The following is a 13760-nucleotide window of genomic DNA, read 5'->3' as shown; positions in this document are numbered from 1 at the left end:
AGGATGCCGTTCAGCTTCGGTAGTTCGTCGGAATACGCGCCGAACGGTCAACTGGGAGACCGTTGTGGCGGGCCGCTCGCACGCGGCTCCGCCCGTCGGCGCTTGAGGGATCCTCACCGTCGAGGGCATCCCGTCCAACGGCCGAGGCCGGCATCGGACGGGTTCATGGTGTCCAACCGCCGAAGCCGAGCAGTTGGACGGTGGGGTTTCGTGGCGTGTCCAAATAGTTGATGAATCAACAGATTCAATGGGGGCTAGGTGGATCCGACGAGAGTTGACTTGTCCGCTCTCCCTGTCGTCGAAATCGAGCTGTCGAGACTGTCTTCTGCCTGTTCGCCGCGGACTTCGGGCGAGGATCCAGAGCACGTCGAGACACTGTTGTCGGCGGAGTGGGAGCTTCCGCCCATTCTCGTTCACCGCCCGACGATGCAGGTGGTCGATGGCCTGCACCGGCTGAAGGCGGCACGAGTCAGGGGCGATACGAAAATTTCCGCGAGGTTCATCGACGGCGCCGAGTCCGACGCCTTCGTCCTCGCGGTGGAAGCGAACATCCGGCACGGGTTGCCGCTTTCGCTCGCGGATCGGAAACGGGCGGCCGTCCAGATCATCGGGACGCATCCGCAGTGGTCCGATCGGCGGGTGGCCTCGGCGACCGGCATTTCCGCCGGCACGGTGGCGGACCTGCGCAAACGTGGCGGCGAAGGCGGAAACGGCGCCAGGATCGGGCGGGACGGGCGGATCCGTCCAGTGGACAGTTCGGAGCGGCGGAAGCTCGCCGCCGACCTGATCCGCAACGATCCCGGCCTGTCGCTCCGCCAGGTCGCCAAGCAGGTCGGCATCTCCCCGGAGACGGTGCGGGACGTGCGCGGCAGGCTGGAGCGTGGTGAGAGCCCGACCCCGGACGGGACCAGGAGACTGCGGACCAAGCCGGATCCGTTGAGCCTCACCGAAACCGACCTCGGTCATTCGCTGGACCGGGAACGGCTCACCGTGCTGGAGCGGCTCAAGGCCGACCCGGCGCTGCGGCTGAGCGAGGTCGGCCGGATCCTGTTGCGCATGCTCGCCATGCACTCCATGGACGGGCAGGAATGGGAACGGATCCTGCACGGTGTCCCGCCGCATCTGTACGGCGTGGTCGCCGGTTTCGCCAGGGATCACGCCCGGGTCTGGGCGGGGTTCGCGGATCATCTGGAGAACCGGGCGACCGATCTGGCCGCACGATGAGCGCGGACGGCATCGGGTAGGCACGGACGGGGCGAAGGGGACTTTTCCGCTTCACGCGGTGAAAGTCCCCTTTTCTCTTGCGCGGTGCCCAGGCCCCGTCGCTCGACATCACCGGGTGGGCGGCCTAAGAAGTAGCTGTGACCATCGAGAAGGCGCTTGTCGTCGGCACCGGCCTGATCGGCACTTCGGCCGCGTTGTCCCTTCGGGAAAAGGGTGTGGCGGTTCATCTCTCCGACATCGACGCGCAAGCCGTCCGGGTGGCGCGGGAGCTCGGCGCCGGGCGCGAATGGACCGGCGAGGAAGTGGACCTGGCGGTGATCGCGGTCCCACCGCAGCTCGTGGGGGAACGGCTGGCCGAACTCCAGAAGCGGGGCGCGGCGCGGGCGTACACCGACGTGGCCAGCGTCAAGGTCGATCCGATCGCCGACGCGGAGCGCCTCGGCTGCGACATGACCTCTTACGTACCAGGGCATCCGCTCGCCGGGCGGGAGCGATCCGGTCCGGCGGCGGCACGGGCGGGATTGTTCGCCGGCCGCCCTTGGGCGCTGTGCCCCGGCCCCGGAACAGGGGCGGAGGCCCTGCGGCTGACCCGCGAACTGGTGGCGCTGTGCGGGGCCGAGGCCGTCACCGTCGGCGCCGCCGAGCACGACTCGGCGGTGGCGCTGGTGTCGCACGCCCCGCACGTCGCCGCCTCGGCGGTGGCGGCGAGCCTGGCGAGCGGCGACGACGTCGCCCTGAGCCTCGCCGGGCAGGGGTTGCGGGACGTCACCCGCATCGCGGCCGGAAATCCTTTGCTGTGGCGGAGGATTCTCTCTGGCAACGCGGTTCCGGTGGCGGCGGTGCTCGACCGCATCGCGGCCGACCTCGCCGCGGCGGCCACCGCGCTGCGGGCCGGTGACCTGGATGATCTGACGGAACTGCTGCGCCGGGGCGTGGACGGCCACGGCCGGATCCCGGCCATCGGGTAGCAAGTCATCGTGATTCAGTACCGCCCATGCGTGTTCGGAGCCGGAACTCGCGTGCTCGGGGGCGGAACACGCGAGTCCTTTGTGGACGAACAGACGGCGGTGTTCCCGGGGCCACTCGTGGACATCGACACGATTCAGCACGATTGAGCTCGCCGACTTCGTGCGTGAGAGGGATGCCCAAATGGAAGTAATGTTGCGCTTCGGGGCGTCGCCCAAGAGCGATGACGACCCCGATCCCTGGTCGAACCGGGTCCGCCCCGGGACGGTGCGCAGAGTCCTCGCGTATTTCCGTCCCCATGTCGGCAAGGTGGCGCTGTTCGTCCTCATCGCCGCGATGGAGGCGTTCGTCGTCATCGCGACCCCGTTGCTGATGAAGGAACTCATCGACGGCGGCATCCTCAAGAACGACTTCGGTGTCGTGATCCTGATGGCGGTCCTGACCGCCGGGCTGGCCGTCGCGGGCGCGTTGTTGTCGCTGATGTCGGCGTACGTCTCCGCGAAGATCGGGGAGGGCGTCACCTACGACCTCCGCGTGCAGGCGCTGGATCACGTCCGGCGGCTGCCGATCGCGTTCTTCACCCGCACCCAGACCGGGGTGCTGGTCGGCAGGCTGCACACCGAGCTCATCATGGCGCAGCAGGCGTTCGGGCATCTGCTGATGGCGGCCACCAGCGTGGTCACCGTCCTGCTGGTGCTGGCCGAACTGTTCTACCTGTCCTGGCTCGTCGCGCTCGTCACGCTGGTGCTGGTGCCGCTGTTCGTCGTGCCCTGGATCTGGGTGGGCCGGATCATCCAGCGGCGCACGGGCACGTTGATGGAGACGAACGCCGGCCTCGGCGGCCTGCTGCACGAGCGGTTCAACGTCCAGGGCGCGATGCTCTCCAAGCTCTTCGGCCGCCCGGACGAGGAGATGGCCGACTACCGCACGCGCGCCGGGAAGATCCGCAAGATCGGCGTGAGCATCTCCATCTGGGCCCGGATGTCCTTCGCCATGATGGCGCTGATGGCCTCGATCGCCACGGCGGTCGTCTACGGCGTCGGCGGCGGGCTCGTGATCGACGGTGCGTTCCAGCTCGGGACGCTCATCGCCATCGCCACCCTGCTCGGGCGCCTGTTCGGGCCGATCACGCAGCTGTCGGGGATGCAGGAGACCGCGCAGACCGTCGTGGTGAGCTTCTCCCGGATCTTCGAGCTGCTCGACCTGAAGCCGCTGATCCAGGAACGCCCGGACGCGAAGGAACTCGAAAAGGACGTCGCCCCGGGTATCGAGTTCGACGACGTGGCGTTCCGCTATCCCACCGCGGACGAGGTCTCGCTGGCGTCGCTCGAGCACCTGCGGACCAAACGGGAACACGGCGACGTCACGGCGGACGTCCTGCGCGGCATCAGCTTCGAGGCCCCCGCCGGAACGCTCACCGCGCTCGTCGGCCCGTCCGGCGCCGGCAAGAGCACCATCACGCATCTGGTGTCGCGGCTGTACGACCCGAATTCGGGAGCGGTCCGCTTCGACGGCCACGATCTGCGCGACCTCACCTTCGACTCGATCCGCGGGACGGTCGGGGTGGTCAGCCAGGACGCCTACCTCTTCCACGACACGATCCGGGAGAACCTGCTCTACGCCCGCCCGACGGCCACCGAGGACGAGCTGATCGAAGCCTGCAAGGGGGCGCAGATCTGGGAGCTGATCCAGTCCCTGCCCCGCGGGTTCGACACCGTCACCGGCGATCGCGGCTACCGCATGTCCGGTGGGGAGAAGCAGCGGCTCGCCATCGCGCGGCTGTTGCTGAAGGCGCCCACGGTCGTCGTGCTCGACGAGGCGACCGCGCATCTGGACTCCGAGTCGGAGGCCGCCGTCCAGCGGGCGCTCAAGACCGCGCTGCGCAGCCGGACGTCGCTGGTGATCGCGCACCGGTTGTCCACGATCCGCGAGGCCGACCAGATCCTCGTGATCGACGGCGGAACGGTCCGTGAACGCGGCACGCACGACGAATTGCTGGCGCGGGGCGGGTTGTACTCGGAGCTCTATCACACGCAGTTCGCCAGGCCGGAGAACAACGCGGCCAAACCGGAGCCCGAGGAAGACGAGTTCGACGAAGAGCCTGAACCGCTGGACACCGTGGTCTACGGAGGATGACGATGAGTTCCGCAGCGCAGGCCGCGTCGACCGTGCCGGCCCTCTTCGCCCGGCAGGTGGACCGGGCACCGGACGCGGTGGCCGTGGCCGACGGGGACCGGGTCCTCACCTACCGGGAGCTCGACGAGCTCGCGGGCAGGCTGGCCGGGAAGCTGATCGCCCGCGGCGTCGGTGTCGGCGGACGGGTCGCGGTCATGCTGGACCGCTCGGCGGATCTGCTGGTGGCGCTGCTCGCCGTCTGGAAGGCGGGCGCGGCCTACGTGCCGGTGGACGCCTCGTACCCCGCGCCGCGGGTGGCGTTCATGGTCGAGGATTCGGGCGCGTCCCTGATGCTGTGCTCCGCCGCGACACGCGACGGTGTCCCGGCGGGGATCGAGTCCCTTCTCGTCACGGACGACACGGGCGAGGCCGCGGCCGTCCCGGCGAGTCCGGAAGACCTGGCGTACGTGATGTACACGTCCGGGTCGACGGGCAAGCCGAAGGGCGTGGCCGTCCCGCACTCCAGCGTCGCGGAACTGGTGGGGGATCCCGGCTGGGCGATGGAACCCGACGACGCGGTCCTCATGCACGCGCCGCATTCCTTCGACGCGTCCCTGTGCGAGATCTGGGTTCCGCTGGTGTCGGGCGCCAGGGTCGTGATCGCCGAGCCGGGGCCGGTGGACGCGCGGCGCCTGCGGGAGGCGGTCGCGGGCGGGGTGACGCGCGCGCATCTCACCGCGGGCAGTTTCCGTGCGGTGGCGGAGGAAGCGCCGGAATCCTTCGCGGGTTTGCGCGAGATCCTGACCGGTGGGGACCTGGTGCCCGCGCACGCGGTGGACCGCGTCCGGCAGGCCGCGCCGGGCGCGCGGATCCGGCATCTGTACGGGCCGACCGAGACGACGCTGTGCGCCACCTGGTTCGTGCTCGAACCCGAGGACGAGCCGGTCTCGGTCCTGCCGATCGGCCGTCCGCTTTCCGGCCGCCGGGCCTGGGTGCTGGACGACTCGCTGCGGCCGGTGGCGCCGGACGTGGTCGGCGAGCTGTACCTGTCCGGCGCCGGTCTCGCCGACGGCTATCTCGCCCGGCCAGGGCTGACGGCCGAGCGGTTCGTGGCGGATCCGTTCGCGCCGGGCGAAAGGATGTACCGGACCGGCGACCTCGCGAAATGGACACCGGACGGCGAGCTGCTCTTCGCGGGCCGCGTCGACGACCAGGTGAAGATCCGCGGTTTCCGCGTCGAACCCGGCGAGGTCGAGGCCGCGATGACCGCCCAGCCGGACGTCCACGAGGCCGTCGTGGTGCCGATCGACGGACGGCTGATCGGGTACGTCGTGGCGGACGTCGATCCCGCTCTCGTCCGCGAGCGGCTCGGCGCGGTACTGCCGGACCACCTGGTCCCCGCCGTGGTGATGACGGTGGACGCGTTGCCGCTCACCGGTAACGGCAAGGTCGACCGGGCGGCGTTGCCCGCTCCCGACTTCACGGCGAAGACCGGCGGACGCGAACCCGTCACCGAGACCGAGCGTGTCCTTTGTGGACTGTTCGCGGAAGTGACCGGTTCGGCCGGTGCGGGCGTCGACGACGGCTTCTTCGCGCTGGGCGGGGATTCGATCCTCGCGGTGCGCGTGGCGGCCCGGGCGGCGAAGGCCGGTCTGCTGGTGACGCCTTCGCAGATCTTCCGGGAGCAGACCCCCGCGCGGCTGGCCGCGGTGGCGGGTGCCGTGGCGGCCGATCAGCAGGTCACCGGTCCGCTGATCGAGCTGACCGCGGAAGACGAGGCGGAACTCGCGGCCGCGGTCCCGGACGCCGTGGAGGTCTGGCCGCTGGCGCCGCTCCAGGCGGGCCTGCTCTTCCAGACGACCCTCGACGACCAGGGTCCCGACATCTACCAGACCCAGTGGATCGTGGAGCTGACCGGCGAGCTGGACGTCGCCAGGCTGCGTTCGGTGTGGGAGGCGGTCTTCGCCAGGCACCCCGAGCTCCGGCTGACCTTCCACCGGCTCTCTTCGGGCAAGGCGGTGCAGGCCGTCGCCGGTCATGTCGACCTGCCGTGGCGCGAGGTCGATCTGTCCGGCGCGGACGTCGAGGAGGCCGTCAAGGCGCTGTCCGCGGCGGAGCAGCGGGACCGGTTCGATCTCGCCAAGGCGCCGCTGTTCCGGCTCGTCCTGATCAAGGTCGGTGAAGACCGGCATCGGCTGCTCGTGGTCAATCACCACATCCTGACCGACGGCTGGTCGGTGGCGGTGATCCTCAACGAGGTGTCGGCGGCCTATACCGCCGGGGGTTTCCCGGAGCGGACGGCCGCCTCGTACCGCGACTATCTGGCGTGGTTGGACAGGCAGGACAAGGAAGCGGCGCGCACGGCGTGGCAGGCGGAGCTGTCCGACATCGACGTGCCCGCGCTGGTCGCCAAATCGGACGCGGCGACGGACTACGACTACCGCGTCACCCATCTCGCGCCGGAGCTCTGCACGCGGCTCACCGATTTCGCCCGCGACCACGGCCTGACGCTGGCGACGGTGGTGCAGGGCGCGTGGGCGCTGGTGCTGGCGCGGCTCGCGCGGCGGACCGACGTGGTGTTCGGCACCACGGTCGCCTGCCGTCCCGCCGAACTTCCCGGTGTGGAGGCGATGCCGGGGCTGATGATGAACACGATCCCGGTGCGGGTCTCACTGGACGGCACACAGTCCATAGTGGACATGCTCACCGGTCTGCAGCGGCGCCAGGTCGCCTTGATGCCGCATCAGCACCTGGGTCTTACGGAGATCCAGAAGACGGCCGGACCCGGCGCGATGTTCGACACGCTGCTGGTGTTCGAGAACTACCCGCGGGATTTCGCCGACCAGTTCTCGTATCTGGGCACGGTCGAGGGGACGCACTACCCGGTGACCGTCGGGGTGATCCCCGGCGACGAGTTCCGGATCCAGCTCGCCTACTGGCGCGGGCAGATCGACCGGGCCGTCGCCGATTCCCTGCTGGACCGGTTCGTCGGCGCGCTCGGCGCCGTCGTCGAGGATCCGGCCGCCCTCGTCGGGCGGACCGGAATGGGCGAGATCCCGTTGCCCCGCTGGGAACCCGCGCTGCTGGACGACGTGCCGCTGCCGGAGCTGATCGGGCGGATGGCGGCCGAGCGGCCGGACGCGGTGGCGGTCACGGACGGGGAAGGCGACCTGACCTACGCGCAGCTGTGGGACCGGGCGACGAGGTTCGCCGCGGTCCTGCGGGCGGGCGGGGTCGACCGCGAACGCCGGGTCGGGCTCGTGGCGGGACGGTCCGCGTGGTGGCTCATCGGGATGCTCGGGGTTTCGCTGGCGGGCGGCGTCTTCGTCCCGGTGGATCCCGCGTATCCGGCCGAGCGGGTGAAGCTGATCTTCGGCAGCGCGGATCCGATGCTGGTGGTGTGTCAGCGAAAGACGCGTGATGCGGTGCCGGAGGACTTCGCCGACCGGATCGTCGTGCTCGACGAACTCGACCTGGCGGCGGCCCCGGAAGCGAGCTTGCCGAAGGTGGGGATGCGCGACGCGGCGTACGTGATCTACACGTCGGGCTCGACGGGGACGCCGAAGGGCGTCATCGTCACGTACTCGGGCCTGGGCAACCTGGCGATGGCGCATATCGAACGGCTCGCCGTGACGCCGTCGTCCCGTGTCCTGCAGTTCGCGGCGCTCGGCTTCGACACCATCGTGTCCGAGGTGATGATGGCGTTGCTTTCCGGGGCGACGCTGGTGATGCCGCCGGACGAGGATCTGCCGCCGCAGGCGTCGTTGAGCGACACGCTGGAGCGCTGGGACGTCACGCATGTGAAGGCACCGCCGTCGGTGCTGGCCACCGTGGACGTCTTCCCGGCCGGGGTGCGGACGGTGACCGCGGCGGGCGAGCTCTGCCCGCCCGGGCTGGTGGACCGGCTTTCCGCCGACCGCCGGATGCTCAACGCCTACGGGCCGACCGAGACCACGATCTGCGCGACGGTGAGCATGCCGCTGTCGCCGCACGGCGAGATCATCCCGTTCGGCGGGCCGATCGCCGGTGTCCGCGGCTATCTGCTGGACGCGTTCCTGCGCCCGTTGCCGCGGGGCGTCGTCGGTGAGCTGTACCTGGCCGGAATCGGGGTGGCGCGGGGATATCTGGGCCGTGCGGCGCTGACGTCCGAGCGGTTCGTCGCCGATCCGTTCGTTCCCGGCGAGCGGATGTACCGGACGGGCGACCTCGCCTATTGGACGGACGAGGACGAGCTGGTGTCCGCCGGCCGGGCCGACGACCAGGTGAAGATCCGCGGATTCCGGGTCGAGCCGCGCGAGATCGAATTCGCGCTGTCCAACAACCCTCGCGTCACTCAAGCGACGGTGACCGTTCGCGAGGGCCGGTTGGTGGCTTACGTGTCGCCGGGCGACGTCGACCCGGAGGCGCTGCGAACCGAACTCGCCGAGCGGATGCCGGCGTACATGGTGCCCGCGGCGGTGATGGCGCTGGACGTCCTGCCGCTGACACCGCACGGGAAGATCGACCGGAAGGCGTTGCCCGAACCGGATTTCTCGTCGAAGACGGTCGGGAGGGAACCGGCGAACGAGGCCGAGAGGATCCTGTGCGAGGTCTTCGCCGAGGTGCTCGGGCTGGCGCGGGCCGGGGTCGAGGACAGCTTCTTCGAGCTGGGCGGGGATTCGATCTCGTCCATGCAGGTCGCGTCCCGCGCGCGTCGTGACGGTATCTCGCTCACGCCGAAGCAGGTGTTCGAGCACCGGACTCCCGAACGGCTCGCGCAGCTCGTGACGCTGGTTCCCCAGCAGAAGTCGGCCGTGGCGGCCGATGGTGTCGGTGAAGTCGCGATGACGCCGGTGATGCGGCTTTTCGGCGACGGCGTCGCGGCGCCGGGCTTCGCGCAGTGGATCGTCCTGGGCGCTCCCGCGGATCTGACGGAAGAGACGCTGACCGCCGGTCTGACGGCGGTGCTGGACACGCACGACATGCTGCGGGCACGGATCGTCGACGGACGGCTGGTGGTCGGTGAACGCGGTGTGGCCGGGACTTTCACGCGGGTGAAGGTCGAAGGCGAGCTGGACGAGACCGCCGCGGCACGAGAGGCCGTCGGACGGCTGGATCCCGCTGCGGGCGTGGTCGTCCAGACCGTGTGGTTGGATGCAGGACCGGAGCGGGTGGGCCGGATCATCGTGGTGGCGCATCACCTCGTGGTCGACGGGGTTTCGTGGCGGGTACTGGCGGCAGATCTGCAGGCCGCGTGCGAGGCCGTCGCCGCCGGACGGAAACCGGAACTGGAGCCGGTGGGCGTGTCCTTCCGGCGATGGGCGGGGCTGCTGGAGGAGTGGGCCGTTTCGGCTGAACGGGTCGCGGAACTCCCCGCGTGGCAGGCGATTGTCGGAACCGGAACCCAGCAGGCCGCGGTCGGCGAGGTGCGCTCGCGGTCGTGGGTGGTGCCTGCGGCGGAGACGTCGGTGCTGGTCGGGCGGGCCCCGGTGGTGTTCCACTGCGGTGTGCACGAGGTCCTGCTGGCCGGGCTCGCGGGAGCCGTGGCGCGGTGGAGCGAGACGGACTCGGTGCTGGTGGACGTCGAGGGCCACGGTCGTCATCCCGCCGAGGGCATGGATCTGTCCAGGACGGTGGGCTGGTTCACCAGCACGCATCCGGTACGCCTCGACGTCTCCGGGATCGACCTGGCCGGGGTGCTCGCCGGGGACGCGGCGGCGGGGACGTTGCTGAAGGTCGTCAAGGAACAGTCGCGTGCGGTGCCCGGCGACGGGCTCGGGTACGGCTTGCTGCGCTACCTCAACGCCGAGACCGCGCTCTCGCTGGCGGAGCAGCCGTCGGCGCGGATCGGGTTCAACTACCTCGGGCGGTTCGCCGCGGGTGGCGGTGGCGACGTGCGGGCTTGGCAGCAGACGGGCGAGATCGGCGGCTCCGTCGACGCGGACATGCGGCTGCCGCACGGGCTGGACGTCAACGCGATCGTCCAGGACCTGCCGGACGGGCCGGAACTGATCCTCATGCTCGAATGGTCGGACGGCGTGTTCGACGAGGCCGGGATCGAACGACTCGTCCAGGAACTGCTGGCCGTGTTGTCCGGGCTGGCCGCCCAAGCGGAAGACCCCGCCGCGGGCGGGCACACCGCATCCGATTTCGGTCTCCTCGAATTGGACCAGGACGAGATCGAGAGCTTCGAAGCATTGGCAGCGGAACTCAGCGAAGGCCGGGCATCGTGAACACTTCGACGAACACTGGATCGGCACTGGCCGAAGTCTGGCCCCTCTCCCCGATGCAGGCGGGCATGCTCTACCACGCCTCGTTGGACGACGAGGCGCCCGACATCCATCTCATCCAGCAGTCGCAGATCATCGACGGACCCCTGGACACGGAACGGTTCCGGAAGTCCTGGGAGATCGTGCTCGGCAGGCATGCCGCGCTGCGGGCGAGTTTCCAGCGGCGGAAGAACGGAGAGACGATCCAGCTCATCCCCCGGGAGGTCAAACTCCCGTGGGCCGAACGGGATCTGTCCGATCTGTCCGAAGAGGACGCGCTGGCCGAGGCGACCGTGATCGCGGAGAAGGAGCGCTCCACGCGGTTCGACCTCACGCGGCCGCCGTTGCTGCGGTTGATGCTGATCCGGCTCGGCCCGGACAAGCACTGTCTGGTGACCACGAGCCATCACCTGCTCATCGACGGCTGGTCGCGGGCGATCATGGAGGCTGACCTCCTGGAGATCTACGCGACGGGTGGCGTCGCGCGTGCCCCGGGCTCCTACGGGAACTACTTGGCCTGGCTGGGAAGGCAGGACAAGGAGGCCGCCAAGGCGGCTTGGCGCACGGAGCTGGACGGTGCCGACGGCTCGGCGCTCGGGCTGCCCGAAAACCCCGGGAAGGCGCACGGGCTGCCGTCGAGCGAGGTGGTCCGTCATTCGCCGGAGTTCACCACCGCGCTGGCTGATTTCGCTCGTGGCAACGGTTTGACGTTCAACACGCTCGTTCAGGGCGCGTGGTCGCTGGTGCTGGCGAGGCTTTCCCGCCGTCAGGACGTGGTGTTCGGCGCGGTGGTCTCCGGACGGCCCGCGGAACTGCCCGGCGCGGAGCAGACCGTGGGGCTGTTCATCAACACCGTGCCGGTGCGGGTGCGGTTGGACGCGGCTCAGCCGGTCTTGCGGATGCTCACGGAGCTGCAGGGGCGGCAGTCGGAGATGATGGCGCACCACCATCTCGGCCTTCCGGAGATCCAAAAGCTGGGCGAGGCGGGTTTCGACACGATCGTCGTGTTCGAGAACTACGCCGACCCGGCGAGCGACTCGCCGTCCGCGCTCAGCCTGACCTTGCGGGACTTCAACCAGGCGACGCCGTACGCGATCACGCTGGGTGTCATGCCGGGCGAAAGCCTCGAAATCGAGCTGCAGTACCACGCGGACGTCGTCGAAGACTCCGTCGCCAAGGCGGCGCTGGACGGGCTCACGCTGGTGCTGGAGCAGATCATCGCGGAGCCGGGGACGCCGGTCGGCAGGCTGGACGTACTGGACGCCGCCGGGCGTGCGCTGGTGGTCGAGCGCTGGAACGAGACGGACGACATCGTCGACGCGGCGTCGGCGGTGGAGATGTTCGGCCGTCAGGTGGACCGGACCCCGCACGCGACGGCGATCGTGGCCGCGGACCGGGAATGGTCGTTCGCGGAACTCGACGAATGGTCCGGGAAACTCGCCACGGTGCTGACCGCCCGGGGCGTGCGGCGCGGCGACCGTGTCGGCGTGGTGGTCGAAAGGTCGGCGGAGCTGCTGGCGGCCTGGCTCGCGGTCTGGAAGGCCGGGGCGGTGTACGTGCCGATCGATCCGGACTATCCGGCCGAGCGGGTCGCGTTCATGCTGGAGGATTCTTCGGCCGCCGCGGTGGTGTGCCGGGCGGAGACCGCGACGCCGTCCGGATATCAGCGGATCCTCGTCGACGATCGGGTTTCCGGTGAGGCTTCGGTGGTGCCGGTCGGGGCGAACGACTTGGCGTACGTGATGTACACGTCCGGGTCGACCGGGACGCCGAAGGGCGTGGCCGTCTCGCACGGCGGCGTCGCGGCGTTGCTGGGGTACAAGGTGTGGGACCTGCACCCCGGCGACGCGGTGCTGATGCACGCGCCGCACACGTTCGACCCGGCGTTGTACGAGGTCTTGGTGCCGTTGGTGGCGGGGGCGCGGGTGATCCTCGCCGGCCCTGGCGTGATCGACGCGGACCGGCTCGCCGCCCACGCGGCGGAAGGCCTCACCTCGGTGAACTTCACCGCCGGGCAGTTCCGCGCGCTGGTGCAGGAGAAGCCGGACTGTTTCGCGGGGCTGCGGTACTTCCAGACCGGCGGGGACGTGGTGCCGCTCGGTGCCGTGGAGCGGGTGCGGCAGGCCTGTCCGGACCTGCGTGTGCTCCACACTTACGGTCCGACGGAAACGACGTTCTGCGCGTCGTGGAAGGTGATCCGGCCCGGTGACGAGCTGGGCACGACGCTGCCGATCGGCAAACCGCATCCGGGACGGCGGTTGTATGTACTGGACGTCTTCCTGCGGCCGCTGCCGCCGGGCGTCGCGGGCGACCTGTACATCGCGGGCGCCGGGGTGGCGCACGGCTACCTGGGCCGGACGGCGCTGACGGCCGAACGGTTCGTCGCCGACCCGTTCGCGTCCGGCGAGCGCATGTACCGGACGGGGGACCTGGCCTACTGGAACGACGAAGGTGAGCTGGTCTTCGCCGGACGGGCGGACACACAGGTCAAGATCCGCGGCTATCGCGTGGAACCGGGCGAGGTCGAGGCGGTATTGGCGGACCAGCCGGGCGTCGACCAGGCGGTGGTGGCGGTCCGTGATGGACGGCTGATCGGGTACGTCGTGTCCGGCGCGGGGGTGGATCCGGTGCGGCTGCGGGAGCGGATCGCCGGGCTGCTGCCGGAGTACATGGTGCCGTCGGTGGTGATGGCGCTGGCCGCGCTGCCGGTGAACGCGAACGGCAAGGTCGACCGGAAGGCGTTGCCGGAGCCCGATTTCAGCGGGCACATCGCCGGCCGGGAACCGGTCACGGAGATCGAACGGCTGCTGTGCGAGCTGTTCGCCGAAATGCTCGGGCTGGCGCGGGTCGGAGCGGACGACAGTTTCTTCGAGCTGGGCGGCGATTCGATCGTCTCGATGCAGCTGGCGGCGCGAGCGCGGCGCGAGGGGATGACCTTCGGCGCGCGGGAGGTGTTCGAGTACCGGACCCCGGCGGGGCTCGCGTCGTTCGTCGAATTGGGGGAGGAGCCGGACGAGGTCCCCGCGGCGCGGAAACCCGCCGCCGACTTCGAACTGGTCGACATGGGCAAGGACGAGATCGAGGAACTGGAGTCGGAGTTCGACACCGTGTGAGGCTCGCTTTTCGCCTTGGGGTCGTGAGTGGCGTTTCGGGTTAGAACCCGAAACGCCACTCACGACCCCGGTGAGGGCCAACGGTGTCTGGACG

Annotated in this window: 3 protein-coding genes and 1 pseudogene; all 4 read left to right on the top strand. The window is 69.9% G+C overall.

Translation table 11 applies throughout. The features are described from left to right. Positions 1-426 precede the first annotated feature (426 nt). The gene (locus tag AMK34_RS32125) at positions 427-1224 is read left to right on the top strand and encodes a winged helix-turn-helix transcriptional regulator (protein ID WP_038518287.1); all 798 of its coding nucleotides are present in this window, start codon (positions 427-429) and stop codon (positions 1222-1224) included. A gap of 137 nt (positions 1225-1361) precedes the next feature. Next, entirely contained in the window at positions 1362-2192 is an 831-nt protein-coding gene (locus AMK34_RS32120) for a prephenate dehydrogenase (RefSeq protein ID WP_073847848.1), read from the top strand. A gap of 181 nt (positions 2193-2373) precedes the next feature. Then, entirely contained in the window at positions 2374-4326 is a 1953-nt protein-coding gene (locus tag AMK34_RS32115; RefSeq protein WP_037346384.1) for an ABC transporter ATP-binding protein, read from the top strand. A gap of 32 nt (positions 4327-4358) precedes the next feature. Continuing rightward, a pseudogene (locus tag AMK34_RS43985) lies at positions 4359-13666 on the top strand (amino acid adenylation domain-containing protein). The last annotated feature ends 94 nt before the right edge of the window (positions 13667-13760 follow it).

This window comes from Amycolatopsis sp. CB00013, from assembly GCF_001905755.1.
GTDB lineage: Bacteria > Actinomycetota > Actinomycetes > Mycobacteriales > Pseudonocardiaceae > Amycolatopsis > Amycolatopsis japonica.
This window is presented reverse-complemented; position numbering and strand designations above follow the sequence as displayed.